The following is a 26,848-nucleotide window of genomic DNA, read 5'->3' on the forward strand; positions in this document are numbered from 1 at the left end:
TTTGTCGTCACTGGTCGATATTTGCACATCAGCACGATCTGCGAGCGGTAGTTGTGAACGCGTTCGATAGGCTGTCATCAGCATGTCTACAACACCACCGGCCCCGCTCTCCCCCAAGCGGAGTGACCTGAAGAGCGCGCTGGCGCAGGTCTCACTCCGCGACGAGAGTCGACTCCGTCGCAAACTCGACCGTGCCCGCACACCAGACGCTTTGGTGGCGCTGGCCGAGGATATCGAAACGGCGCGCACACGGTTGGCGGCACGATCCGCCAATGTTCCCGCAGTCTCGTATCCGGAAGCTCTGCCCGTCAGTCAGCGCAAGGACGACATCGCGACCGCGATCTCGGAGAATCAGGTTGTCATCGTCGCCGGCGAGACCGGCTCGGGTAAGACAACCCAGATCCCGAAGATCTGTCTCGAACTCGGACGTGGCGTCCGCGGTTTGATCGGACACACACAGCCGCGCCGGTTGGCAGCACGCACCGTTGCCGAACGTATCGCCGAAGAACTCGACACCGAACTCGGCGACGCCGTCGGATACACCGTGCGGTTCACCGACCAGGTCTCGGACCGCACCTACGTCAAGCTCATGACCGACGGCATTCTCCTCGCCGAAATTCAGCGCGACCGTATGCTCCGACGCTACGACACGCTGATCATCGACGAAGCGCACGAACGCAGCCTCAACATCGACTTCATCCTCGGTTACCTGGCTCAGCTGCTCCCCCGCCGACCCGATCTCAAGGTCATCATCACGTCGGCGACCATCGATCCCGAGCGCTTCGCCAACCACTTCGCTGTCGACGGTAAGCCCGCGCCGATCGTCGAGGTATCCGGGCGAACATTCCCTGTCGAAATGCGTTACCGGCCACTGACCGTCGAATCCGGCGACATCACCTTCGACCGCGATCCCGTCGACGCGGTCTGCGAGGCGGTCGACGAGCTGAGCGCGGAGGGCGAAGGCGACATCTTGGTCTTCCTCTCCGGCGAACGCGAAATTCGCGACACCGCAGATGCTTTACGCGATCGGCGTCTTCGCAACACCGAAATCGTCCCGCTGTACGCGCGGCTGTCTGCTGCCGAGCAACACAAAGTGTTCTCGCCGCACACCGGCCGACGCGTCGTCCTTGCCACCAACGTGGCCGAGACCTCGCTGACCGTTCCCGGCATTCGGTACGTCGTCGATCCGGGAACCGCGCGCATTTCGCGATATTCGGTGCGCACCAAGGTTCAGCGGTTGCCGATCGAGCCCATTTCGCAGGCGTCAGCTCGTCAGCGTTCCGGGCGTTGCGGCCGCGTCGCCGAAGGAATCTGCATCCGCCTGTATTCCGAGGAGGACTTCGAGTCACGGCCGGCATTCACCGAACCGGAGATCCTGCGAACCAACCTCGCATCCGTGATCTTGCAGATGACGGCCCTCGGCCTGGGCGACATCGCGGCATTCCCCTTCGTCGAACCGCCGGACCAGCGCGCCGTGAAGGACGGAATCGGACTCCTCGAGGAACTCGGCGCCATCGCGCGAGGTTCCGAGGCCAGCCACCCCGAACTGACGCCGGTCGGCCGCGAGCTGGCCCAGATTCCGGTGGATCCGCGGATGGCACGGATGCTGGTGGAAGCCAAGAACAACGGTTGCCTTCACGAAACCCTTGTCATCGTCGCGGCGTTGTCCATCCAGGACGTTCGCGAGCGGCCCGCCGAGTTCCAGCAAGCCGCCGACGAAAAGCACGCCCGCTTCAACGTCGAGAACTCCGACTTCCTGGCCTACCTGAAACTGTGGGACTACTTACGCGAACAACGTAACGATCTGTCCTCCAACCAGTTTCGCAAGATGTGCCGGAACGAGTTCCTGCACTGGCTCCGCATCCGCGAATGGCAGGATCTGCACGGGCAACTCCGGCAGATCACCCGCGGTCTCGGCTGGACAGTGGGAGAGACACCGGCAAGCGAGAACGCGATCCATCAGTCGCTCCTTGCCGGGTTGCTCTCGCATATCGGGCTACGCGAGGGCGAGAAGCGGGACTACCTCGGCGCCAGGGGCAGCCACTTCGCGATCTTCCCCGGATCGGGACTGTTCAAGAAGCCACCACGCTGGGTCATGGCCGCCGAACTCGTGGAAACGTCGAGGCTGTGGGCGCGCATGTCCGCGCGTATCGAACCCGAGTGGGCTGAAAAGCTCGCCCCGCACCTGGTGAAACGGACCTATTCCGAACCGCACTGGTCCTCCAAGCGCGGCTCGGCGATGGCATACGAGCGGGTCACTCTCTACGGAGTTCCTCTGGTAACCGGCCGCGCAGTGACGTACTCACGAATCGATCCCGAGGCCTCTCGCGATCTCTTCATCCGCCATGCGCTCGTGCAGGGCGAATGGCAGACGAACCACAAGTTCTTCCACGAAAACCGTGCACTCCTCGACAACGTCGAAGAACTCGAGAACCGCGCGCGCCGACGCGACATCCTCGTCGACGACGAAACTCTCTACGAGTTCTACGACGAACGTATCGGCCAGGAAGCCGTATCCGCCAAGCATTTCGACCAGTGGTGGAAGACCGAGCGGCGCAAGAATCCGAGTCTGCTGACTTTCACACCGGAAACGGTGGTCAACTCCGACGCAGCTGCAGTACTGGGCGGCGAGTACCCGGACGCCTGGCGCCAAGGCGACATGCAGTTTCCACTCACTTACCAATTCGAGCCGGGAAAGGACGACGACGGCGTCAGCGCGCACATCCCGGTCGGCCTGCTCGCGCAACTTCAGCCGGTCGGCTTCGACTGGTTGGTCCCCGGTATGCGCGTCGATCTCGTTACCGCTCTGATCAAGACGTTGCCCAAGAACATTCGACGCGCTGTCGTTCCGGCTCCGGATTATGCCGCCGCAGCATTGGCAGCAGTCAAACCTCGATCCGAGCCGTTGATGACCGCGATGGCCCGCGAACTCTCGCACTTGGGCGGGATCCAGATCGACGCCAAGGACTTCGATCCCGCCGCGCTGCCCGACCATCTTCGGATGACGTTTGTCGTCGAGGACGAATCTGGCAAGGTTCTCGCGAAGGGTAAGGATCTGGCGCAGCTACGACGCACGCTCGCCCCGCGCGTGCAGAAGGAAGTGGCCAAGGCGGCAACCGGAACCGAACGGGCAGCGGCAACCGTCTGGACATCCGAAACGCTGGGCGCATTGGAACAGACCATCACTCGCTCCATCGGCGGACAGCAGGTGACCGGCTACCCAGCTCTGGTGCCGGAGAACGGCGGAGTTGCCGTTCGTGTCCTGAGTACGCCGGCCGCGCAGGCGCAGGCGATGAGGGAAGGTACGCGGGCGCTTCTCCTCGCGGCCGTTCCCACCCAACTCAAGGCAGTGACCGCCGGCTTGTCGAACACGCAGCGTCTGGCTCTCGGCCAGAATCCGGACGGCGGCTTGGAGGCCCTCGTCGAAGATTGCCGGGTGGCAGCTGCCAACGAAGTGATCGCGGCTCACGGTGGACCGGTACGCACGCCTGAAGCGTTCGATGCCCTGGTGAAGATCGCACGCTCCGAACTGGCCGGACGCGTTTCCGCGATCCTTCGCATGATTGTTCCGATCCTCGAACAAGCACACCGACTGAGCGTCGTGCTGGACCGCTCGCGCGGCGAGGCAGCCGACGACGTCCGAGAACAGTTGACCTCACTGCTGTTTCCGGGATTTGTCGCCGAACTGGGATCGGCCCGCCTACGCGATTTACCGCGGTATCTTGCCGCAGCAAAATTCCGTCTCGAAGCTCTGCCCGCAAGTGCACAACGAGATCAGCAGGCTATGGATGTCCTCGACCGGGTGTACGCAGCGTACGACCGGTTGTTGAGTTCGCTTCCCGAAGAGCGTCGCACTGCTCGAGATGTCGACGCGATCAGTTGGATGATCGAGGAACTGCGCGTGAGCCTGTTTGCGCAGTCCCTCGGTACACCCACACCGATTTCCGAAAAGCGAGTCCTGAAAGCTATCGAAGCGATCAAGCGTTGATGTTCTGCGAGAATTGCGCGATCAGTAGATTGTCTGAATGTTGACGTTGGTGAGGAAACCGCCAAAGGTGGCAACAGTGTTGGCGAACCCGAGGGTTACCAGGCTGTTCACGACTCCGAGAACTGCAACTAAGTTCATAACGCCTCCGTGAAGATCCGAGATGCGGACGAACGTACCTGGTAGACACTAAGCGAATAACGTGCCCGATTTGTTCGATTGTTCGCTTTGTGTTCTCAGCGTTACCTAAGACCGCTCTGTGCTCTCAGCGTTATCTGAGGCGAAGGCCTCAGTCGACGGAAACGGTCTCGGCGCCGGGAGCCTTCTCGGCGGCACGGGTCTCTGCATGCTCGCGCATGTCGGTGATCTCACGTTCGAAATCCGCAGCCGAGCTGAAGGACTTGTACACCGATGCGAATCGCAGGTAGGCGACTTCGTCGAGATTTCGAAGCGGATCGAGGATCGCGAGCCCTACCTCGTTACTGGGAATTTCGGCAGAACCCGAAGCTCGAACGGCATCTTCGACCTGCTGGGCGAGCAAATTCAGCGAATCGTTGTCCACTTGGCGGCCCTGGCATGCGCGACGCACACCTTTGACAACCTTTTCTCGGCTGAAAGGCTCCGTGACGCCGCTGCGCTTCACGACCGAGAGAACTGCCGTCTCGACCGTGGTGAATCGGCGGCCACACTCGGGGCACGAACGGCGCCGCCTGATCGCCTGGCCCTCGTCGGCCTCGCGCGAATCGACCACTCGGGAATCAGGGTGCCGGCAGAACGGGCAATGCATCGGGGTTCCTTCGTTGTCGCCGAAATGGCCGCAACTCAGATTCGCTACCGACTGCAAATCCTCCGACGATTTACAGAGCAGATCCACGTACTCAACGCGACCACCCGAGGTGGTGGGACTGTCAAGTGGACAGCTTACTCGCTGTGAACGGACTGCTCTCACGCTCGGTACGCCCCCGCCTGGTACGGGGTAGGTCAGCGCCCCGAGGCCGGCACGATCAGCGTTTGTCCCACTGACAGTCCGGAACTCGACATCGCATTGAGATCCATGATCTGCTCGATCACCGAACCGACAGCCTGGCCAGGTGCAACCTTGGCAGCAATATCACTGAGGGATTCACCCGCGGCAACGCGAACCACTTCGGTCGCGCCGTTTGTCGCAGCTACGTCACCACTCGACAAAGCGCCGATCCCCACCAACGCCAACACTGCGAATGCGGTGAATACGGCGCCCAGGAAAACCGTCTTCCAACTGACATCCTCGGCGGCCACTTCATGTTCGACCCGTGACACACCGACCCTGTTTCGGTGCGCGAAACTTCCTCCGTACGGGCGTGACGAATCGTGCTCGCTGTCCCACCGGCGAGGAGATTCGCGCAATGAACGCGAACCTGAAACCGCGCCCACCGCCGGAACCCGGCGAACGACGGCCGCCTGCGGTTCGTTGTCGACATCCCTGGCCACGCCATGCATTTCGGCCGCTCCGCGCCGTTCGAAGGACACAGCGTCTGCATCGGGCCCATAGAACGAGGGGTGGTACTTCAGTGCCGACGTACCGTCGAAACCAAACGCGTCGAAACCAATCGCGTCGTCGAAAACCCTGTTGCTTTTCAGTGCTGCGTTACCCATCGTGACCTCCGCTGGTCGACACCGATCGATGTGTTCGATCATGCGTTCGATGGAACGCATGTTCGAATTTCTACCACGCCTGGCCGACGATGTCTCCACTTGGAGCGACACGAATCGAACAGATGTTTGAAACCGCGAGCAAATCCGGCTAGATTCGTGTCAGACCACACAGCGGGAATTGCGAAAGCCTCCGTGTTTGTCGACAGCTCGAATGTTGGCAGGAGGCACCGACAGGTTTCTGCGCGACTTGCACCAGGCACTTTTGCAGGCAGTTTTCAAACACGACTTGTTCAGACACGACTTCTTCAGACACGGAGGCAACAGGCCATGAAGGACGATCGCTCCAGCACAGCCGCGGAGGCAGGAGCTTCTGCAGTTCCGTCTCCGTCGAGCGAGACGCTCACCGAGCGTCAGCGGCGCGTTCTCGAAGTGATCCGCGATTCGGTGACGGAGCGCGGGTATCCGCCGAGCATTCGCGAAATCGGGGATGCGGTGGGGCTTACCTCCACGTCGTCGGTCGCGCATCAACTGCGAACGTTGGAGCGCAAGGGCTTCCTTCGACGCGATCCCAATCGCCCTCGTGCAGTCGATGTTCGGGGTCTCGACGAGGTTGCGGCCGATACCGCCATCGCGTCGGTGTCGAAGCATTCCGGCGAGTACAACAGTGCCGACCCGCTGCCAGAGCCGGCGTTCGTCCCCATCCTGGGCCGCATCGCTGCCGGCGGACCGATCCTCGCCGAGGAAGCTGTGGAGGATGTGTTTCCACTCCCCCGCGAGCTCGTCGGCCAAGGTTCGCTCTTCATGCTCAAGGTTGTCGGTGAGTCGATGATCGATGCAGCGATCTGCGATGGCGACTGGGTTGTCGTCCGTCAGCAGAACGTCGCCGAGAACGGTGACATCGTGGCCGCAATGATCGACGGCGAAGCCACCGTGAAGACGTTCAAGCGTACGAAGAAGGAGGTGTGGTTGATGCCGCACAACGACCTCTTCGAGCCGATTCCCGGCAACAACGCCGTCATCTTGGGCAAGGTTGTCACGGTCATGCGGAAGATCTGAGTTCGCTCGCACCCTCGATCACAAAACTCTGGGCCCCGGCATCAGCCGGGGCCCAGAGTCTTTTCGTGACGATCAGCGGTCCATCACCCGAATCAGAGATTCAGCGAACGTCCGATGATCTCCTTCATGATCTCGGTTGTGCCCCCGTAGATGGTCTGCACACGAGAGTCCATGTACGCCTTGGCAACCGGGTATTCCTTCATGTAGCCGTAGCCTCCGTGCAGCTGGAGGCAGCGGTCGATGAGCTTGACCTGAGCTTCGGTGGTCCACCACTTCGCCATCGCAGCTTCCTGCACGGTCAGCTTCTCGGCATTGAGCTGCTCGATGAACTTGTCCACCAGGATGCGCACTGCCGTGGTCTCCGTTGCCAATTCGGCCAGTACGAATCGGGTGTTCTGGAAGCTGCCGATCGACTTGCCGAATGCCTTGCGGTCACGGCAGTACTGGATCGTGCTCTCGAGAACCGATTCCATTGCGGCGGCAGCAACGACGGCGATCGAGAGTCGTTCCTGGGGAAGGTTCTTCATCAAGTAGAAGAAGCCCATTCCCTCTTCGCCCAGCAGGTTGGCAGCGGGAACGCGTACGTCGGTGAAGCTGAGTTCGGCGGTGTCCTGAGCCTTCATGCCGATCTTGTCGAGATTGCGTCCTCGCTCGAAGCCGGGCATGTCCCGCTCGACCACGAGGAGGCTGAAGCCCTGAGCACCCTTGTCCGGGTCGGTGCACGCGACAACGATGATGATGTCGGCGTTGATTCCGTTGGTGATGAAGGTCTTCGAACCGTTGAGTACCCAGTGGTCCCCGTCGCGAACTGCTTTCGTCTTGATGCCCTGCAGGTCGCTACCGGTACCCGGTTCGGTCATCGCGATCGCCGAGATCAGCTCACCCGACGCGAATCCGGGTAGCCAACGCTGCTTCTGCTCCTGGTTGGTCAACTCCAGGAGGTACGGCGCCACCACGTCGTTGTGCAGCGTGAAGCCGATACCACTGAAGCCACCCTTGGTGGTTTCCTCGGTGATGATCGCGTTGTAGCGGAAATCCTTGACACCGCCGCCGCCGAATTCCTCAGGTACCGCGGTTCCCAGGAATCCCTGCTTTCCGGCCTCGACCCAGACGTCACGATCGACGATGTTCTGCTCTTCCCACTTCTCGTGGTTCGGTGCCACGTGCTGTGCCAAGAACTTCTGGTACGACTCCCGGAAGAGTTCATGTTCCGGTTCGAACAGGGTGCGCTCCACGCCGACTCCTTGCAATTCGATATACGGCACTTCAGTGATGTACCCGGTGGGGACGATGTACCCGGTCGGGATATTTTCGCTGAGACTGGGCACGCCGAAGTTCGCGGGCCCACGTCACTGCCTCCGACGGTAGAACCTGTTGCGATACCCGTCGATGACCCGAACGATCACGATTCGTGACTGTAGCGGTTATCTGTTACTCGAAGTACGGAATTTGGCGAGGTATCGCATGATCGGGTAGGCGACGAGGATGCCGATCGACCCCCAAGCGATGCCGCCCAGCTCGACCGAACCAATGGTCAGCGTCAGGTTCCCGATGCCGGCAACCAGTGCGGCAGCGGCGACGGTCAGGTTGACCGGATCGGTGAAGTCCACCTTCGCTTCCATCCAGATGCGCACACCGAGAATGCCGATGAGTCCGTAGAGAACCATCGTCGCACCGCCGATGACGCCGTTCGGAACCGTGAAGACCAGTGCACCGAATTTGGGCGAAAATGCCAGGATCACGGCGGTGGCGGCCGCTACCCAGTACGCCGCGGTCGAGTACACACGCGTCGCTGCCATGACACCGATGTTCTCGGCATACGTGGTGGTTCCGGATCCGCCGCCGGCGCCCGCCAAGGTCGTGGCGAGACCGTCTGCAAACAGCGCATTTCCGGCCAGGTCATCGAGGGACTTACCCGTCATGGCGGACACCGCTTTGACATGTCCGACGTTCTCGGCGACCAGAACGATCACCACGGGCAGCGCGAGCACGATCACCGACCAGTCGAACGACGGTCCGTGCAGACTCGGCAGCCCGAACCAGTCGGCTTCGCGCAGAGCGGACACTCGTTCACTGTCGAGACCACCGATGACCGCGGCGAAGACCCAGCCGATCACGACGCCGACCAGAATGCCCAACCGGCCGAGCAGCCCGGGACCGACGACCGTGACCAGCAGGATCGAAACGAGCGTGACCGTGGCGATCAGCGGCTGCGATTCGAAGGAACCGACCGCCGTCGGAGCGAGGTTGAGACCGATCAGCGCGACGACGGCGCCTGTCACTACCGGCGGCATGACGGCGTCGATGACCCGGCTGCCGATCAGACGTACGGCGACGCCGATCAACATCAACACGATGCCGACGGCCATGACGGCACCGAGCTGCGCGGCCGGGCCCGATCCTGCCGACGCTGTCAGCGGGGCGATGAACGCGAAGGACGAACCGAGATAGCTCGGGATCCGGCCCCGGGTGATGAGCAGGAACAGCGCGGTGCCGATACCCGAGAACAACAGCGTCGTCGTGACGGGGAAGCCGGTGATGGTCGGAACGAGCAGTGTCGCTCCGAACATCGCGATGACGTGCTGCATCCCGATCCCGATGGTGCGCGGCCAACTCAGTCGTTCGTCCGGCGCCACGACGGCGCCGTCGGCGATCCGCTTGCCGTCTCCGTGGACAGTCCAGCCGATTCCGCCGGCCCCGGTCATTGTTTCTCGTTCGATCACAGGTCGAAATACTAGAGGTCAGGCGCTCGGTCTCCGACCGAGACCAACGAAACCAGTTCAGCTGATTGCGTCGGCCGCCGCTTTGCGCGCTGCCACCGGATCACCGGTTGCCAGCACCGCCGCCGCAGCCGCCTCACATTGCGCCATGGTGACTGACCCGACCTTCGCTCCCACACCCGCGACCGACGCCGCAGCGCACGACAGCGAGGAAACTCCGAGTCCGGCCAGAACACACGCCAACAGTGGATCGGCGGCCGCCTCACCGCAGACGCCGACGCGCTTGCCTGCCGCCTGACCGGCCTGGGCCGTACGTGCGACAAGGGCGAGCACCGCGGGCTGCCACGGATCGGTCAGGTCGGCGAGTTCGGAGGACATCCGATCAGCGGCCATCGTGTACTGAGCGAGGTCGTTGGTACCGATCGAGAGGAATTCGACGTGTTCGAGAATCTGGTCGGCCAACAGCGCCGCCGCCGGGATCTCGACCATCACACCGGGAACAAGATCGCGTGCCCGCACCGCATCGGCAAAACGTTTCGCCTCGGCCGGGGTGGCGATCATCGGTGCCATGACCCACGGGGACGAGTTGGTCGACGCCGCGGCTGCCGCGATCGCGTCGAGCTGGCGGTCGAGAATTCCCATGTCCTGCCAGGCGATTCGGACCCCACGAACGCCGAGGGCCGGATTCGCTTCCTCTTGATGGTTGGCGAATTTGAGCGGCTTGTCCGAACCCGCGTCCAACGTGCGAATGATGACCTTCTTTCCTGCGAAGGCCTCGAGAACTTCGGCGTAGATCGCCGCCTGCTCGTCTACGGTCGGTTCGGTCTCACGGCCGAGGAAGCAGAGTTCGGTCCGGAAGAGCCCGATGCCTCCCGCTGCGGTCAACGCCGCGGCGCGAGCGCCCGCGCCGTCTTGAACATTGGCGAGAACGTCTACCGGCCGACCGTCCGACGTCCGGCCTGGTCCGGTCCACGTGCTGACGCGTTCGCGATCGATCCGGGATTGTTCGACCAGTTCGCGCGCCTGTTCGGGATCCGGCTCCGCGATCACGTCGCCGGTGGTTCCGTCGATCAGAATCGGTGTTCCGGCCGCGATGGATTCCAATTCCTTCGCAGCCACGATGCACGGGATGCCCAACTGCCTCGCGATGATTGCCGTGTGGCTGGTCGGGCCGCCGAAGATGGTCACGAGTCCGATGATCTTGGTTGCATCGAGGCCCGCGGTGTCCGCAGGAGCCAGATCGTCCGCGCACAGCACCGACGGCGTCTCGGGCATCGGAACTCCGGGTTCGGGCAATCCGGAGAGTTCGGCGATCACGCGGTCGCGGATGTCCTCGAGATCGGTGACGCGCTCGGCCATCACACCGCCGACCTTGGTGAACAGCACCACGAACTGCTCCGTCGCCGCGATCGCAGCCTGCACCGGGGGCACTCCGCCGGCGATCGACTTCTTGGCCGCCCCGATCCAGCCACGATCAGCTGCCATCGCCGCGTTGGCCTGCAAGACCTCGGCGGCCGCGCCTGTGGCTTCGGCAGCCCGTCCGAGAAGGCGGTTCTCGACCGCCTTCGCTGCTGCGACGAAGGCGTCTGCAGCTGCCTCTCGATCGGCCTCGTCGAGGGCCGGTGCATCGGTGACGAGTTCTGGTCGGCTGGACGGCCAGATAGCCGGGCCGTAGGCAATTCCGGGCACGACGGGGGTGCCGTGCACGGTGATTCGGTTGAGCTGTTCGGTCATCTGTCCTCCTTGAGCGATGGGCCCGGTGTCACACCGGATCACCTCGAGCGCGTAAAGCCCTCACCTTCGTTGTGACGAAGATTACTCCCAAGTCTTGACATGTCAACACACTCGGGCGTAAAACAACATAAAGCAACATTCACTGTGATCCACAACGCACCGTCGGATCACATTTCGGAATCGGAGAGCACGTGTACGCGGAAGAACGCCAACAAGCGATCGGCACCATGGTGTCGCAGCGCGGACGCATGTCCGTGGCGGCGCTGTCGGAAACCTTCGGTGTGACCACCGAGACCGTGCGTCGCGATCTGGCCTTCCTCGAGCGGATCGGACAGATCAGGCGTGTACACGGCGGCGCCGTTCCGACCGGATCCCTCCACGTGACCGAACCGGGCATGGCGGAACGCGATCAGACCCGCGCGCAACAGAAAGACCGGATCGCCCGCTGCGCGGTCACCTATCTCCCTCCTACCGGCGGCAGCGTCATCTTCGACGCGGGCACGACCACGGGCCGCATGATCCCCGAACTACCGACCGAGAACGACTTCACGGCCGTGACCAATTCCGTGCCGATCGGCGCACGACTGGCATCGATGAACTCGATTTCCCTGATCCTGCTCGGCGGACGAGTACGCGGGGTGACGCAAGCCGCGGTCGGCGAGGACGCTCTACGCCTGCTGAGCACGTTGCGGGTCGACGTCGCCTTCGTCGGAACCAATGCGATCAGCGTCGGGCACGGACTCTCCACCCCGGACAGCGAAGAGGCCGCCGTCAAACGAGCGATGGTCAAGGCCGCCAATCACGTTGTCGTGGTGGCCGATTCCAGCAAAGTCGGCCGCGAGCACTTGATCAGCTTCGCACCACTCGACAGCATCGACGTCCTCATCACCGACGAAGAGATCAGTCCCACAGACACATCCGAGTTCCACGACCACGGAATCGAGGTGGTGATCGCATGATCGTCACACTGACAGCCAACCCGAGTATCGATCGGACCGTACAACTCGAGCAACGGCTCGAACGAGGCTCCGTCCTACGCGCCCACTCCACTCGCAGCGACCCCGGCGGCAAGGGGGTCAACGTGGCGCGTGTTCTCGCCGCAGCCGACCTCGACGTGCTCGCGGTGCTGCCGGGAAACGGTGGTGACCCTCTGCTCTCGGCGCTCGCAACCGGTGGGATTCCCCACATCGGCGTCGCCACAACGGGTCCGGCTCGCACCAACATCACCATCGCGGAACCGGACGGGACCACGACGAAGATCAACGAACCGGGCGCAACGCTGTCCGGTTCGACGCTCGACGCCCTGGCACAGGAGTTGATCGCCCGCGCCGATACCGCACTGTGGTTCGCGCTGTCCGGCTCACTGCCTCCCGGCGTTCCGCTGGGGTGGTACGGCGAACTTGTCGCGGCGCTGCGCGATCACCCGTGCAAGGTGGCGGTCGACACCTCGGACGCCCCGCTGACGGCACTCGCCGAAGGCTTCCCCGGCTCGGCACCCGACCTGCTCAAACCCAACGGCGAGGAACTCGCGCAACTGACCGGCGTCGACGGCCACGTCCTCGAACGTGCTGCCGAGAACGGTGATCCCGGGCCTGCGATCACGGCGGCACAGCGATTGGTCGATCGCGGCGTCGGCAGTGTGCTCGCCACACTCGGCGCAGCCGGTGCCGTCCTCGTCACGTCCGACGGCGCGTGGATCGCCACCGCTCCCCCGATTGTCGCAGTCAGTACCGTCGGCGCAGGCGATTCGTCGCTGGCCGGCTACATCCTCGCCGAAGCGGGCGGCGGCTCGGAATGCGAGCGGCTACGTCACGCGGTCGCCTACGGAAGCGCCGCTGCCTCCCTTCCCGGCACAACCCTTCCCACACCCGAACAGATCGATCTGGCAGCGGTTTCGGTATCTGCAGCAGATGCCGCCTCTCCCATCCCCGTCCCCACCGAACTCGCCTGACGCCCTAAGGAACCTGACATGTCCGATACCACCGCAGCCGGCAGTTCCGGCCCGGAGATCATCAGTCCCGAACTGATCTCACTCGACACCGACCTGGGTTCGACCAAGGAAGATGTCATTCGTTCTCTCGCAGCGCGATTGACTGCAGCGGGACGGGCGAGCGACGCCGCGGGACTGGTCGATGCCGCACTCGCTCGCGAAGCGCAGTCCGCGACCGGACTGCCCGGCGGAATCGCAATTCCCCACTGCCGCGCCGAGGCTGTCTCGTCCGCGTCCCTGGGGTTTGCTCGACTCGATCCGAAGGTCGACTTCGGTGCACCCGACGGCCCCGCCGATCTGGTCTTCCTGATCGCGGCACCCGAAGGCGCCGGGGCCGAGCACATGAAGCTGCTCTCCTCCTTGGCCCGAGCACTCGTCAGGCCCGCGTTCGTCACGTCACTTCGTGAAGCGTCGACGCCGGACGAGATCGTGAGACTGGTCGACGAGGTACTCAATCCCGCACCGAAGGATCCTGCAGCAAAGGCTGCGGCAGCGACACCCCCGACACCTGTTTCCACCGGGAAACACGCTACCGAGGAGACCCCGGCACCAGCGCCCGCGGAGCGTCACATCGTCGCGGTCACCGCCTGCCCGACCGGAATCGCTCACACCTACATGGCGGCGGACTCACTCGTCGCCGCGGGTGAACGCGCCGGCATCAAAGTTCACGTCGAAACGCAAGGTTCAAGCGGAAGCACCCCCCTTGACCCTTCGGTGATCGCGGGAGCCGCCGCGGTCATCTTCGCCACCGACGTCGGAGTGAAGGGCCGCGAACGATTCGCCGGTAAGCCCGTCGTCGCTTCCGGTGTGAAGCGGGCAATCAACGAGCCGGACAAGATGCTCGCAGAAGCGTTGCGCGCCTCCGAGAATCCCGCCGCCGCCACCGTTGACGGCACCGCCGCAGCGGCCGCGGATTCCGATGCCGGTTCCGTAGGGTTCGGCACCCACCTCCGTCAGGTCCTCCTGACCGGTGTCAGCTACATGATCCCGTTCGTCGCGGCCGGCGGTCTGCTGATCGCACTCGGCTTCCTGCTCGGCGGATACGAGATCTCCGGTCCGGCCAAGGACATCGTTCTCAACAACTCGATCACCAACCTTCCCGACGGTGGTCTGGCCACCTATCTCGGCGCAGTGCTGTTCCAGATCGGTTCGTTGGCATTCAGCTTCCTGGTGCCCGCGTTGGCCGGCTACATCGCCTTCGCCATCGCCGACCGGCCTGGCATCGCTCCCGGCTTCACAGCCGGCGCGGTCGCCGTGTTCGTCGGTGCCGGTTTCATCGGCGGCTTGGTCGGTGGTCTCATCGCCGGTGTCGTCGCGCTCTACATCGGCCGGATCGCCGTCCCACAGTGGCTGCGAGGCCTGATGCCGGTGGTGATCATTCCGCTGTTCGCGACGCTGGTCGTCGGAGCACTGATGTTCATCGTCCTCGGGCGTCCGCTCGCCGCGATCACCTCCGGTCTCACCGACTGGCTCAACGGACTGTCCGGCAGCTCGGCCATCTTCCTCGGCATCATTCTCGGCCTGATGATGTGCTTCGACCTCGGTGGACCGGTCAACAAGGCGGCTTACGCCTTCGCCGTCGCCGGACTCAACGTCAACGACCCGGCCACTTTGCGCATCATGGCGGCTGTCATGGCTGCCGGTATGGTTCCGCCGCTTGCCATGGCACTTGCCTCGACGGTGCTGCGTCCCAAGCTCTTCAGCGAAGCCGAACGGGAGAACGGAAAGGCTGCCTGGTTGCTGGGTTCGGCATTCATCTCCGAGGGCGCGATTCCGTTCGCCGCTGCCGACCCGCTTCGCGTGATCCCCTCGATGATGGCGGGCGGCGCGGTCACCGGCGCGCTGATCATGGCTTTCGACGTCACTCTCAGCGCCCCGCACGGCGGGATCTTCGTCTTCTTCGCAGTCGGCGGAATCGGCTGGTTCCTGGTCTCGCTCGCCGCGGGAACCGTGGTAGCTGCGCTCGCCGTCGTCGGAGCCAAGGAGTTCTTCCGCAAGGGGCCGTCCGATGCCGAACTCGACCCCGAAATCGTGCCCGCTGCGGCATGATCGACAGCAGGCAACACTGCAGTCACCACCTGAGTCACCAGATCTGCCCGAACACCCCATAACGTCCGCAACGACAGTTCTACAACGAGGAGATCCCATGCCCAGCAAGACAGTTGCCGTCGGTTCCGCAGTCGGCCTCCACGCCCGCCCCGCCGCTCTCATCGCCGAAGCAGTCGGAGCCTCCGGCGCCACGGTCACCCTCGCAGTCGCCGACGGCGAACCCGTGGATGCAGGTTCGGCACTGATGATCATGACGCTCGGAGCCGCCAAGGACACCGAAGTAACCATCGAGTCCGACGACGCCGACGCACTCGCCAAGGTCGCCGAGCTGGTAGCCGCTGATCTCGACGCCTGACCTGATGTCAGTCGGTGCTGTGTAGCGGGCCGGACACTCTCACGGAGTCAGTGCGAGTGTCCGGCCCAGCCAGTCCATTTCGAGTTCCAGAGCAGTGCCCCACACATCACCCGAGTGCCCGCCGGGAAGGGTGTAGTAGTCCACGTTCATGTCGGCGGCGCGTGCAGCCTCGAACATGATCTCCTGCTGAGGGCGGTAGATGTCGTCGTCCTCACCCGCGACAAATACACCCGACAACTGCGGATACCGATTCTGCGCCATCAGGTCTCGGGCGTTGACCGCGTCGAAAGCGTCTTCGTCGCCGTCGAACATCGCAGCCACAGTGTCCTCGTGATCACCGGTCGACGGTTCGTCCTGGCCGGAGAAGTCCAGGAACGACGGGTATCGGTCCGGGAAGTTCACGGCCATCTCGATCGCGCATGTCCCGCCGTACGAAAACCCACCGATAGCCCATTGCGCAGCGTCCGGATTCACTTGAAGGTTCGATTCGATCCAGTTCGGGACGTCCTGGTCCAGATACGTCGCGACGTTGCCGAGCGCAGAATCCATGCAGCCGGGGTTGGCGTCGTAGTCCCCCAACGCGTCGGGCACCACCACCACGGGAGCAAGCCCGGAATGCCTCGACGCATAGGCGTCGACGGTGGTCGCGAGCCGGCCACTGTCCAGCCAGTCGCTGGGGCTGCCGGGCTCACCCGCCACCAACACCAGTACGGGCAACTCGGCACGCGGATCGGCAAGATAGGCCGGCGGGAGATACAGCGTCGCCGGCCTCGCGTCGAATCCCGAAACGTTTCCTGGAATCGCCGCTTCCGTCACGACACCGTTGCTCGGCATCCGCACCGGAACCTGCCAATGAGTTTCGGTGGGCAGTCCCCGTTGTACCCAAGGTTCGGCCCCGGGGAGCGAATCGAAGGCAACGTTCTCGACCGAGCCCAAGGCAACGTTCTCGACCGAGCCCACCGGCCAGTGCCCGACCAGTGAGCCGAGCGTGGGATAGGTGCCGGTCTGCGCGTTGACCTGACCCACTGCGACGATCGCGGCCAGCCCGGCGAATGCCGTCACCGAAAGGCCACGCGCAAGCCCTGGGCGCCGAAGGAGAACGAGTGCGGCGCCGATGACTCCGAACATCGCCAGCGCTATCCAGACAAAATTCGACGCCGGTAGCTGCGCGGGCAGCGGCCGAAAGCTGAGCCACACGAACGTCGCACCGGTGGCTGATCCGAGCACTGACAGACCTAGCGCAACCAACGCGGCCCGACGCGGCAACCACCGAAGCAGAAGCAACGTGCCGACGCCGACGATGACGGAACCCACGAGCAGCACTGCGGTGATGTGTCCGTGCTCGAGTGACATACGCGAGAGCCGCGTCAGGAGTTGATGCCCGTGCATTCGTTCCAGTATCCACATCTACCGTCGGTCTGCGAATTCGTGGAATTATTTGGGAATCAGCGGCGTCGTCGAAATCTCACGAACGCCGCGCCCCCGATCGCACATCCTGCCGCGACCAACCCGGCCCACACGAATGTCCACGGATCGACCCCGACACCGACCGAACCGTCAGACGAGTCAGCCGTCGCTTCTGTCGCGTCCACGAGCGCTCGCATCACGTACACCGGCGGCAACGCTCCGCCGGCAGATTCAGAACCGATCAGAACATCGCCTGCATCGTTGAATGCCACCGCCTCACCCTGAGGCTCCTTCGGGAGCGGGATCCGCAGCGGTTCGGTACCGGTGAGCGTCGCGCCGATTCCGCCGTCCACGACTTCGTACACGTACAGGTCGGAGTAACTCCGAAGTGCGATCGCCGAACCGTCCGAGGACACCGCTCCCCCGGTGAACATCACCGACACGGGCTTCTCCGGTCCGAGGGACACGGCTCCTACGCGCTCGAGCGGCGTCGGGCCGGGCTGCGCCAAGTCACTCAGTTTCTGATCCCCGACCGGTGTGTAGACACTGCTCTCGCCGAACAATTCCTTGGTCACGACAAAAACGTGGCCGTCGGGGTCGAGCAGTATCGACTCGGTGTCGTGCGCACCGTCCGGGTACGTGAGGCGGTGCAACGTACCGTCACCGGAATCGAGGTCCATCGTGATGAACGCCACTGTTTCGCGGGTCCGGAGGTTGTCACCGGTGTCCGAGAGAACGAGCGTTCGCCCACTCACCGCAAGATCTTCGACGTCGTAAGGATCTATCGGGACCGGAATCTGTTTCTGGACAACACAGTTCAGGTCCATTTCGAATACGAAGTCGTCACTGCCGCCGTCGCCCATCGCGTAGATCCGATCGTCGACGACGACCATCCCCGACAACTCCTGGAGCGCAGGATCGGTAGGCGTACAGAGTGGGGCGAACTCGCTCGGTTCGAACGACGACGCCTGTGCGAGCGCTCCGGGAAGCAGTGCGGCTGCCGTAGTCGCAGCAATCACCACGACCACGGCCCCGAAACTACGCACTAGGTGCGTACTCGACCAATGCCGAGGCCAACATCTGTGGCACACGTGCGTGCACCCGCGTTCCCGCCTCTTCGTGAGTCGATTCCAAAATCGTTCCGTCCGAGTGGATTCGAGCCATCAAGTCACCGCGCGTGTACGGCACCAGCACGTCGACCTCGACCTCCGGCCGAACCAGCACCTCGCTGAGATGTGCTCTTAGTTCGGCGATTCCCTCACCCGTACGCGCCGAGACGAACACGGCACCAGGCAACAGACCACGCAGTTGCGTCAACGTAACCGGATCTGCCGCGTCGATCTTGTTGACCACGATCAACTCCGGCGGAGCCTTCGAATCCGTCTCGCGCAGAACATCGGTGACGACTTCCCGCACAGCCTTGATCTGTTCTGTCGGCAACGGATCCGAACCGTCGACGACGTGCAGCAGCAGATCCGCGTCGGTTACTTCCTCGAGAGTCGAGCGGAATGCCTCGACCAACTGAGTCGGCAGGTGTCGCACGAAGCCGACCGTGTCGGTGAGTACGTACTCGCGGCCGTCGTCGAGTGCTGCGCGGCGAGTGGTCGGGTCCAAGGTGGCGAACAACGCGTTCTCCACGAGCACACCCGATCCGGTGAGCGAATTGAGCAGACTCGATTTGCCCGCGTTGGTGTATCCGACGATGGCGATCGACGGGATGTCGCTCTGCAGTCGACGTGTGCGCTTGGTGTCGCGAGCGGCCTTCATGCCCTTGATCTCGCGGCGTAGTTTTGCCATGCGCTCACGAATACGACGGCGGTCCGTCTCGATTTTCGTTTCACCGGGACCACGCAGACCCACACCGCCGTTACTGCCGGCACGGCCACCGGCCTGGCGCGACATCGACTCGCCCCAACCACGCAGACGCGGGAGCATGTACTCCATCTGAGCAAAAGCGACCTGCGCCTTACCCTCACGCGAAGTGGCGTGCTGAGCAAAGATGTCAAGAATCAGAGCTGTCCGGTCGATGACCTTGACCTTGACGATCTTCTCCAGCGCCGTGAGCTGCGCCGGCGTCAGCTCACCGTCGCAGACGACGGTGTCGGCACCGGTCGCCAGCACAACTTCGCGCAGTTCCTGCGCCTTGCCCGAACCGATGTAGGTGGCAGCGTCAGGTTTGTCGCGACGCTGAACCAGTCCTTCGAGGACCTCGGAGCCGGCCGTCTCGGCAAGTGCGGCCAACTCGGTCATGCTCGCCTCGGCCTGCTCGGCAGTTCCCTGCGTCCAGACGCCGACCAGGACAACTCTTTCGAGTCGAAGCTGGCGGTACTCGACTTCGGTGACGTCCTCGAGCTCGGTCGACAGACCGGCCACGCGGCGCAGGGCGCCGCGATCTGCGAGTTGCATCTCACCGGTCGACGGGTTGCCCGATGCGGACGCTGCCGTGTATTCGGCTTGCGCGTACTCGGACTGCTCGTGAGCGGTGGACTCTTCGTTTTCATGTGTGTTCGTCATACAAGATCCATGGTCCCACGAAACCTGGCCACGGTGCATCCGTATTTCCTGCAGGCGTATTTCCCGCGGGCGATATCACACGAGCGATTGCCACCAGGCATCGCTGATCGTCCCGTTCGCCACCAGAACCGAGGGCCCCCGCAACGACCCTTTGCCGCCTTCGACGGTGACCTGTACCTCGCCGCCGAGCACGCGCACCAGTACCGAGCCTTCATCGCGGCCGTCGTACCTCAGCGCCGCGGCCGCAGCTGCGACCGTTCCGGTTCCGCAGGAACGAGTCTCGCCCACACCGCGCTCGTGTACGCGCATGTGGACCCCACCGTCGTGGATCGGAGTCACGATCTCGATATTGACGCCGTGCGGGAAGAACCCGGGATCGAAGCCCGGCGAAACACTCAAATCGAGCGAACTCAACACTTCTGGCGTCACGTGCTCGTCGACACACGCCAAATGCGGATTACCGACGTCGATCCCGACACCGGCGAAGACGCGGCCGTCGATTGTTGCCGAACTGGTGCCGAGGTCCTTGATCGGGCCCATCGCCACAGTCACGTCACCATGTGTGGCGTCGTAGCCGTGCACCACGACCGGACGCGCTCCGGCGCGGCTGCCGACCACGAACTCGTCCTTGCTCTCCAAGCCCGAGGCCTTGAGATAGTGGGCGAATACGCGAACGCCGTTTCCGCACATCTCGGCGATGGAGCCGTCGCTGTTGCGGTAGTCCATGAACCAGTCTTCGGCAGCGACGCCGTCGGGCAGCGCACCGAGCACGCCCGCGTCCGCAAGTGCGCCTGCCCGGGCGACACGAAGGATGCCGTCGGCGCCGAGGCCACGCTGACGATCACACAACGCTGAAACTCGCGCCGGCTCGAGATCGACCCGAACGTCGAGGTCAGGGAGAACAACGAAGTCGTTCTGCGTGCCGTGGCCCTTACTGAAATCCATGGTCGCCATCCTATCCGGACCTGCCGACCGACTCACGCAGGTGACGCGGTGACCACGACGTTCTGTTCGTACGTGAAGCCGGACGGCAACGAGGGGTCGGGCACGGTTGCGCCGCCGCAGGTCACGAGGACCAGCCTGGGCGCACCCGTTTCGGAAAAGAACTCGGCCGGCAAAGCCACCTTTTCGTACAGCTTCAGGCTCGCTGCGTGATAGGTGAACATCGTTCCGGTGTCGTCGCTCACGTAGATCGGTGTTCCGGGCTTCATCTGGTGCAGCGCCCACAAGGCGCCGTGCGTGCGATCACCGTCGTCGACGTGGCCGGCAACAAGATTGGTGCCCTCCGAAGATCCGAACTGCACACCGTTGGTGAAATGCGAAACCTTGTCAGGATGCGGAAGGATCATTCCGCGGTTGGCGCCGAACCCACTGGTCACGATGTCGGCTCGCACATCGAGATCGGGAATCGCGAGCGTGTTCGGCGGCAGATCCGTTGGCGCAGGCGCCCACGTCGCCCCTGGATCGGTTGGAGCTCCCACGTCGAAGGGTGCTTCGGGAACAGGTGCGCTGATGGGCTTCCCGGCCGCACTCACCGCAAAATAGACGAGCACCCCGCCGACCGCGAGAAATGTGACGAGCAGTAGGAGAAGCGGCAGCCGACCCGCGCGTCGGCCTCTCGGTCGCGCGTGTGTCCCGGTCTGCGCCATGTTCGTTGTCCTCCAGTCCGTCGATCGCGAAACGAATGGATCGCGAAAGAGCTAACTGTAAGATAGCTGATCGGGGCGATCGTGTTACAGGCCGCGATATGCAAGGGCAGCGAAGGCCGAGCGAGCCAGCTCCGGATCGGCACCGTCGAGCCAGTGCACGCGTGCGTCACGACGGAACCATGATCGTTGGCGGCGAACGTAGCGCCGCGTCCCGATGAACGTCCGTTCGAGTGCTTCGGCCAGATCGTATTCACCGTCGAAATGTGCGAGCACCTGTGCGTAGCCGATGGCTCGCGGCGCTGTGACGCCCTCACGCAATCCTTGCTCGACGAGTACGGCGACTTCGTCGACAAGTCCGCCTGAAAACATCAGCTCGGTTCGCAACCGAATCCGGGCGTCGAGTTCTTCCGTATCCCGATCCACGCCGAGAATGCGGGTTCCCCATCGAGGGTCACCGATCTGCGGCGCCGAGGCCGCGAACGGCAGACCTGTCAGCTCGACGACCTCGAGCGCCCGAACCATCCGCCGACCGTCCGTCGGCAGTATCGACGCCGCTGCTACCGGATCAGCAGCAACAAGCGCCGTATGCACCGCACCGACCCCACCGTCGGCCAGCACTGCCTCCCACTTCGCACGAACTTCGGGATCCGTTGCCGGAAAGGACCATTCGTCGAGTAGAGACTGGACGTACATCATGGATCCGCCGACGATCACCGGAACCTTGCCCGCCACGATCAGATTCTCGGCGATCGCGATCGCGTCGCTTTGATAACGCGCGACGGTGGCGGTCTCCTTCACGTCGAGAACGTCGAGCAGGTGATGCGGAATCCCGCGACGCTCGGCCGGCGTCAGTTTGGCGGTCCCGATATCCATGCCGCGATAGAGCTGCATCGCGTCGATGTTGATGATTTCACCGCCGAATTCCTCGGCCAGTGCCAGCGCGAGATCGGACTTTCCCGACGCTGTCGGACCGACAACTGCGATCGGGCGAAGTTCTTCAGGGACGTTCACGGCCGCCACGTCCCGACGTGGTAACCGACGCCGAACGGCGCATCGCTGTAGTCGGCCGTCGCGCGAGGATGGGCTGACCGAGACGAGCCCGTAAAGGCACCGGCCAGGACCTGCCACGCCGCGCGCCCCTGGGCTCCGACACTCCGGCAGAGCCGCGGATCGAGAGCAAGCAGCGCCTCCGGGTCCCCGGCCGTCAGGGCGTCGTCGATGGCCGACTGCACACCCGCGGCGCGCTCGTCGAAGCTTCCTGGCGCCTTTGCCGTCAGCGTGGACGCACCGTCAGCAACGATCAGAAGCCCTTGCGGTCGGTTGTCGCTGTCGAGTTGCTTGCGCAGCTGCTGCCCGAATTCACGACATTCATTCGCCGACGCCTTTGCACTGACGACGTGCATGTCGACGGTTATCTCCACGTCTGTTCGGCCACGCAACCAGCCGGCAACAAGGGCGCACAGTTCGAGAGATGGCACCGGTTCGCCTGCCGCATCCGCGTCCAGTGACGTCCGGACATCGGCGCCGAATCCAGCGAACGTACCGATCTGCCCACGTCCGACGCCCGATCGCCAGAGTTCGCCTGCTGCTTTCTCGGGTTCTGCATTCTCGGGGCCGACACCGACGCCCACCCAGTGCACCGCCTCGTGAGCGAGCCGGCTCACGGCGGTTGTCGCTGCAGCACGCACCTGAGCGGACTCGGCCGAATCACCGGACAATTCCGGCACGAGTAACGGCGCCGAGGGGACGAGAACAGCGGAAGTCAACACAGTTGCCACGCTAGTCGACCCCGAGGTGGCGACCTCACACCCTCTTACCTGATTCAATAGTCGGAGAACGTGAGTACCGGGTTCAATGGAACCAGGAATGCGATCAGGCAGCCGTGACGCGCGGCAGAGACGAGGACCGATGACCGAGAACAGTGAACCCACCACCGGCGCCGACAGCAGTTCGGCCAGCCCGAGCCCGGCAGCACCCAAACCCGGCGCTCCCAAACCTGGTGGACCACGCCCCGGTGCGCCCCGCCCCGGAGCACCTCGCCCCGGACCAGCAGCCTCGCATGCCGTCACCGCCGCACCGGCCAGCGACCCGAGCAAGTTCGGACGCGTCGAGGAAGACGGAACCGCCTGGGTGAAGACCGCTGACGGTGAACGTCAGATCGGTTCGTGGCAGGCCGGCGACGCCACCGAGGGCCTCGCCCATTTCGGTCGTCGCTACGACGACCTCGCGACCGAGGTCTCGCTACTCGAGGCGCGACTGACGTCGGGCGCCGGAGACGCCAAGAAGACCAAGGCTGCCGCCATCGCTCTGTCCGAATCCCTCTCGACCGCTGCAGTGATCGGTGACCTCGACGCTTTGGCTCGCCGACTCGACGTGATCGTTGCCGGTTCCGACGAGGCCGCAGCGCACGCGAAGGAAGAGAAGGAACAGTCGCGCGCGGCAAGCACCGCCCGCAAGGAGGCCCTCGCAGTCGAGGCCGAGCAGATCGGCTCGGAGTCGACCCAGTGGAAGACCGCGGGTGATCGACTGCGCGAGATTCTCGACGAGTGGAAGACGATTCGCGGAATCGACCGCAAGGTCGACGACGCGCTGTGGAAGCGGTACTCCAAGGCTCGCGAGTCCTTCAACCGACGACGTGGAGCGCACTTCGCCGAACTCGACCGGGATCGTGCGAGCGCCCGTTCGACGAAGGAAGAACTGGTCGAGCGCGCCGAGAAGCTGTCGACCTCCACTGAATGGGGACAGACCGCCGGGGAATTCCGCGATCTGCTCAGCGAGTGGAAGGCTGCCGGCCGCGCACCGCGCGAGGCCGACGACAACCTGTGGAAGCGCTTCAAGGGCGCTCAGGACGTGTTCTTCGCCGCGCGCAACGCTGCTGCATCCGAGCGCGACGCCGAATTCGAGCAGAACGCAGTCGCGAAGGAAGAGCTGCTCGCTGCGAACGCGAACATCGACCCGGCGCACGGACTCGAGAATGCTCGTGCAGCGCTTCGCGACCTGCAGGAGAAGTGGGACGCGATCGGCAAGGTGCCGCGCGACCGAATGCAGGAACTCGAAGCGAAGCTCCGGGCCATCGAAACCAAGGTGCGCGACGCGGTCGACGCCGAGTGGCGTCGCACCGATCCGGAAGCACTTGCCCGGGTCGCGCAGTTCAAGGAGCGGGTGAGCCAGTTCGAGGAGCAGGCCGCCAAGGCTCAGGCTGCCGGCAAGACGAAGGACGCCGAGAAGGCTCTCGCTCAGGCCAAGCAGTGGCGTGAGTGGGCCGAAGCTGCCGAAAGCGCCGTCAACGAGTAATCGACGACGAGCTGTAAAGACAACAAAAACGCCGGCTGACTCCGAAAGGAGTCAGCCGGCGTTGTCTTGTGCTTTGGACGGACTGCCTGCTGTGTCAGCCGACGTTCCATTCCTGATGCTTCTCGGCTTCGGCCGCAGCAATCCGGCGTTGCTCCTCGGCAGCGAGCTGAATGTTGGTTCGTGTCCAGACCACCTTGAGCCAATGGAACGTCAAGAACACGACGGCAAACCATCCGATGATCAGCCCGATCGACGGTCCTGCCACATTGAAACCGGCGGGAATGGTCTGACGCGACCAGACGGCCATCATGCCGAGAGCGCTCGCCACGGCACTGCCGGCGAGTGCGACCCAGGCCAGACTCCAACGCCGCGTGACCAGCGCGAGCATCGAGAATCCGATGCCGAAGATGACGACGAACCACACGAACAAGCGTGAGAACAGTGCAATCCGTTCGGTTTCCGCGTCCTGGTTGTACGCGAGCACATCCCAGCCGTTCGCAACTCCCGCATGGGGCAGGGCAAGGGTGCCGACCAGCACGAGCACCGCAACCGCGACAACCATGGCGCGCACACCCGGATCGATTTCTCCCGCGACCTTGCGTTCCGCGTCGTCGAGATCCTTGCGGTAGCCCTCGAAGGCGTCGTCGCCCGGCTGTGGTGTCGTGTTCTCGTGTTGCGAGGTCATGCGTTGCATCCCATCTGGACGGGTTGTGGGGCCGGGGCACCGATCTTCGGTAGTCCGAGACCTACGCCGATGGGCGGGGTCTTGGGTGTGATGCCCTTTTCGAACGAATCACCGGCGCGGGTCCGACGGTGCGTGAGCACTCCGTCATCTGCCACGAGGTGATGAGGGGCTCCGTGGGTGACGACGACCGTCACCACGTCACCGGGTCGGATTGTGCCGTCGAGGTTTCCCTCGGGGCGGAAATGCACCAGGCGGCCGTCTCGCGCGCGACCACTGAGACGGTGAGTCGCCGCGTTCTTCCGCCCCTCCCCCGCTGCCACCAAGAGTTCGACCTCGGTGCCGACGAGCTTGCGATTTTCCTCGATGTTCACTTCTTCCTGAACCGCGAGCAATCGCATGTAGCGTTCCTGGACAACCTCTTTGGGGAGTTGATCGGCCATCTCCGCCGCCGGCGTGCCCGGGCGCTTGGAGTACTGGAAGGTGTAGGCGTTGGAGAATCGCGCCTTACGCACGACGTCCAGCGTCTCCTGGAAATCCTCTTCCGTCTCCCCCGGGAACCCGACGATGATGTCCGTGGTGATGGCGGCGTGCGGCATTGCGGCGCGCACCTTCTCGATGATCCCGAGGTACTTCGACTTGCGATACGAGCGCTTCATCGCCTTGAGAACGTTGTCCGAACCGGACTGCAACGGCATGTGCAGCTGCGGGCAGACGTTGGGAGTGGTTGCCATCGCTTCGATGACGTCATCGGTGAACTCTGCCGGGTGCGGCGATGTGAACCTGACCCGTTCGAGGCCGTCGATGTGTCCACACGCCTTCAAGAGGGAGGCGAAGGCTCCGCGATCGCGCGGTTGCTCCGGATCGGCGAACGACACGCCGTAGGCGTTGACGTTCTGTCCCAGCAGGGTCACTTCCGAGACACCCTCGTCGACGAGTGCCTGCACCTCGGCCAGGATGTCGCCGGGACGTCGATCCACTTCCTTGCCACGCAGGGCCGGAACGATGCAGAACGTGCACGTGTTGTTGCAGCCCACCGAGATGGAAACCCAACCTGCATAAGCAGATTCGCGCTTGGCTGGCAGTGTCGACGGAAACGCCTCGAGTGCGTCGAGGATTTCGACCTCGGCGCGCTGATTGTGACGCGCACGGTCGAGCAGCGCGGGAAGCGAGCCGATGTTGTGAGTGCCGAAGACGACATCGACGAACGGTGCCTTCTTGACGACGGTGTCACGATCCTTCTGCGCCAGGCACCCACCGACCGCGATCTGCATGTCGGGGTTCGCCTCCTTGTTCGGGGCGAGCTGGCTGAGGTTGCCGTACAACTTGTTGTCCGCGTTCTCGCGGACCGCACACGTATTGAAGACGACAAGATCAGGATCGGTTCCGGTCTCCGCCTTCGAATACCCGGCGTCCTCGAGCAGACCGGACAGTCGCTCGGAATCGTGGACGTTCATCTGACAGCCGTACGTCCGCACCTCGTAGGTGCGAACAGGCGTAGCAGTTGCCTCCGGAACTGCAGTCGGCTCCGGAAGTGCAGGGGACATTTCGTCGATCAGTGACACGCTTCAGCCTAGCTCACGTCCACTACGACGTGTAATAACGCCCTGATAAACAACCGAAACGCGACATAAACGTCGTCACAGTAAAATTTCCATTACATATGGCAAGAACCATGGCGAAATCACGGGCGTCGACGCAAACTACGCCTAAGGTTCTCGTTTATGACCCAAGCCGACGATGCGACGACGCCGACCACCTCCGGCGATTCCACATCC

21 protein-coding genes are annotated in these 26,848 nt (G+C 63.5%); 7 read left to right on the forward strand and 14 right to left on the reverse strand.

The window, feature by feature from the left end; all coding sequences use genetic code 11:
- The first annotated feature begins 82 nt into the window (after positions 1-82).
- Complete coding sequence (hrpA, locus tag PCS43_RS02270; protein WP_209908406.1) at positions 83-3,988, forward strand: ATP-dependent RNA helicase HrpA; 3,906 nt, start codon at positions 83-85, stop codon at positions 3,986-3,988.
- 286 nt (positions 3,989-4,274) lie between these two features.
- Here hrpA and nrdR read toward each other — a convergent pair whose 3' ends face one another.
- Both nrdR and PCS43_RS02280 read right to left on the reverse strand, forming a co-directional pair.
- On the reverse strand, positions 4,275-4,772 hold the full coding sequence (gene nrdR / locus PCS43_RS02275; protein WP_030535543.1) for a transcriptional regulator NrdR: 498 nt from the start codon (positions 4,770-4,772) through the stop codon (positions 4,275-4,277).
- Positions 4,773-4,966: 194 nt separating this feature from the next.
- Positions 4,967-5,680, reverse strand: coding sequence for a LysM peptidoglycan-binding domain-containing protein (locus PCS43_RS02280; RefSeq protein ID WP_030535544.1), 714 nt, complete (start codon positions 5,678-5,680; stop codon positions 4,967-4,969).
- A 267-nt stretch (positions 5,681-5,947) separates the two neighbouring features.
- On the opposite strand from PCS43_RS02280, the gene lexA reads away from it, so the two are divergent.
- Positions 5,948-6,676, forward strand: coding sequence for a transcriptional repressor LexA (gene lexA, locus PCS43_RS02285; protein ID WP_007735195.1), 729 nt, complete (start codon positions 5,948-5,950; stop codon positions 6,674-6,676).
- 92 nt (positions 6,677-6,768) lie between these two features.
- Here lexA and PCS43_RS02290 read toward each other — a convergent pair whose 3' ends face one another.
- The 3 genes from PCS43_RS02290 to PCS43_RS02300 all read right to left on the reverse strand — a co-directional run bounded on the left by PCS43_RS02290 (position 6,769) and on the right by PCS43_RS02300 (position 11,130).
- The gene (locus PCS43_RS02290; protein ID WP_054188585.1) at positions 6,769-7,911 is read right to left on the reverse strand and encodes an acyl-CoA dehydrogenase family protein; all 1,143 of its coding nucleotides are present in this window, start codon (positions 7,909-7,911) and stop codon (positions 6,769-6,771) included.
- A 189-nt stretch (positions 7,912-8,100) separates the two neighbouring features.
- Positions 8,101-9,381: a uracil-xanthine permease family protein gene (locus PCS43_RS02295; RefSeq protein ID WP_020907537.1), complete on the reverse strand. Its 1,281-nt coding sequence runs from the start codon at positions 9,379-9,381 to the stop codon at positions 8,101-8,103.
- A 75-nt stretch (positions 9,382-9,456) separates the two neighbouring features.
- The gene (locus PCS43_RS02300) at positions 9,457-11,130 is read right to left on the reverse strand and encodes a putative PEP-binding protein (RefSeq protein ID WP_050655800.1); all 1,674 of its coding nucleotides are present in this window, start codon (positions 11,128-11,130) and stop codon (positions 9,457-9,459) included.
- A 191-nt stretch (positions 11,131-11,321) separates the two neighbouring features.
- On the opposite strand from PCS43_RS02300, the gene PCS43_RS02305 reads away from it, so the two are divergent.
- From PCS43_RS02305 to PCS43_RS02320, 4 genes are all read left to right on the forward strand, one after another.
- Positions 11,322-12,089 (forward strand): DeoR/GlpR family DNA-binding transcription regulator, encoded by a 768-nt coding sequence (locus PCS43_RS02305; RefSeq protein ID WP_003942134.1) that lies wholly within the window; start codon positions 11,322-11,324, stop codon positions 12,087-12,089.
- Positions 12,086-13,081, forward strand: a complete 996-nt coding sequence (locus tag PCS43_RS02310; RefSeq protein WP_209908403.1) for a 1-phosphofructokinase family hexose kinase — start codon at positions 12,086-12,088, stop codon at positions 13,079-13,081. Before PCS43_RS02305 ends, PCS43_RS02310 begins: the two co-directional genes overlap by 4 nt.
- Positions 13,082-13,099: 18 nt before the next feature.
- Positions 13,100-15,169: a PTS fructose transporter subunit IIABC gene (locus PCS43_RS02315; protein ID WP_209908401.1), complete on the forward strand. Its 2,070-nt coding sequence runs from the start codon at positions 13,100-13,102 to the stop codon at positions 15,167-15,169.
- A gap of 97 nt (positions 15,170-15,266) precedes the next feature.
- A complete protein-coding gene (locus tag PCS43_RS02320) occupies positions 15,267-15,524 on the forward strand; it encodes an HPr family phosphocarrier protein (RefSeq protein ID WP_003942144.1) in 258 nt (85 codons plus the stop codon).
- Positions 15,525-15,563: 39 nt separating this feature from the next.
- Here PCS43_RS02320 and PCS43_RS02325 read toward each other — a convergent pair whose 3' ends face one another.
- From PCS43_RS02325 to PCS43_RS02355, 7 genes are all read right to left on the reverse strand, one after another.
- The gene (locus tag PCS43_RS02325; protein ID WP_245361435.1) at positions 15,564-16,913 is read right to left on the reverse strand and encodes an alpha/beta hydrolase; all 1,350 of its coding nucleotides are present in this window, start codon (positions 16,911-16,913) and stop codon (positions 15,564-15,566) included.
- A 56-nt stretch (positions 16,914-16,969) separates the two neighbouring features.
- Positions 16,970-17,959: a hypothetical protein gene (locus tag PCS43_RS02330; protein WP_270922991.1), complete on the reverse strand. Its 990-nt coding sequence runs from the start codon at positions 17,957-17,959 to the stop codon at positions 16,970-16,972.
- A 10-nt stretch (positions 17,960-17,969) separates the two neighbouring features.
- On the reverse strand, positions 17,970-19,445 hold the full coding sequence (gene hflX / locus PCS43_RS02335) for a GTPase HflX (protein WP_003942213.1): 1,476 nt from the start codon (positions 19,443-19,445) through the stop codon (positions 17,970-17,972).
- A gap of 75 nt (positions 19,446-19,520) precedes the next feature.
- Positions 19,521-20,390 carry a diaminopimelate epimerase gene (gene dapF, locus PCS43_RS02340; protein WP_209908395.1) on the reverse strand — a complete coding sequence of 290 codons (870 nt, stop codon included), beginning with the start codon at positions 20,388-20,390 and terminating at the stop codon, positions 19,521-19,523.
- A gap of 32 nt (positions 20,391-20,422) precedes the next feature.
- The gene (locus PCS43_RS02345) at positions 20,423-21,094 is read right to left on the reverse strand and encodes a class F sortase (RefSeq protein WP_065352412.1); all 672 of its coding nucleotides are present in this window, start codon (positions 21,092-21,094) and stop codon (positions 20,423-20,425) included.
- Positions 21,095-21,178: 84 nt separating this feature from the next.
- The gene (gene miaA, locus PCS43_RS02350) at positions 21,179-22,114 is read right to left on the reverse strand and encodes a tRNA (adenosine(37)-N6)-dimethylallyltransferase MiaA (protein ID WP_063316518.1); all 936 of its coding nucleotides are present in this window, start codon (positions 22,112-22,114) and stop codon (positions 21,179-21,181) included.
- Positions 22,102-22,863, reverse strand: coding sequence for a class III extradiol dioxygenase subunit B-like domain-containing protein (locus tag PCS43_RS02355; RefSeq protein WP_209908394.1), 762 nt, complete (start codon positions 22,861-22,863; stop codon positions 22,102-22,104). The genes miaA and PCS43_RS02355 overlap by 13 nt, the downstream gene beginning before the upstream one ends.
- Positions 22,864-23,002: 139 nt before the next feature.
- Between PCS43_RS02355 and PCS43_RS02360 the strand changes: the two genes are divergently transcribed.
- Positions 23,003-24,388, forward strand: coding sequence for a DUF349 domain-containing protein (locus PCS43_RS02360; protein WP_003942193.1), 1,386 nt, complete (start codon positions 23,003-23,005; stop codon positions 24,386-24,388).
- A 94-nt stretch (positions 24,389-24,482) separates the two neighbouring features.
- Here PCS43_RS02360 and PCS43_RS02365 read toward each other — a convergent pair whose 3' ends face one another.
- Together PCS43_RS02365 and miaB are read right to left on the reverse strand one after the other, a co-directional pair.
- On the reverse strand, positions 24,483-25,073 hold the full coding sequence (locus PCS43_RS02365; protein WP_003942155.1) for an Rv2732c family membrane protein: 591 nt from the start codon (positions 25,071-25,073) through the stop codon (positions 24,483-24,485).
- Entirely contained in the window at positions 25,070-26,617 is a 1,548-nt protein-coding gene (miaB, locus tag PCS43_RS02370; RefSeq protein WP_209911589.1) for a tRNA (N6-isopentenyl adenosine(37)-C2)-methylthiotransferase MiaB, read from the reverse strand. Before miaB ends, PCS43_RS02365 begins: the two co-directional genes overlap by 4 nt.
- Positions 26,618-26,848: the final 231 nt, after the last annotated feature.

Origin of the sequence: Rhodococcus sp. C-2 (assembly GCF_027854095.1) — a bacterium.
Lineage (GTDB): Bacteria > Actinomycetota > Actinomycetes > Mycobacteriales > Mycobacteriaceae > Rhodococcus_F > Rhodococcus_F qingshengii.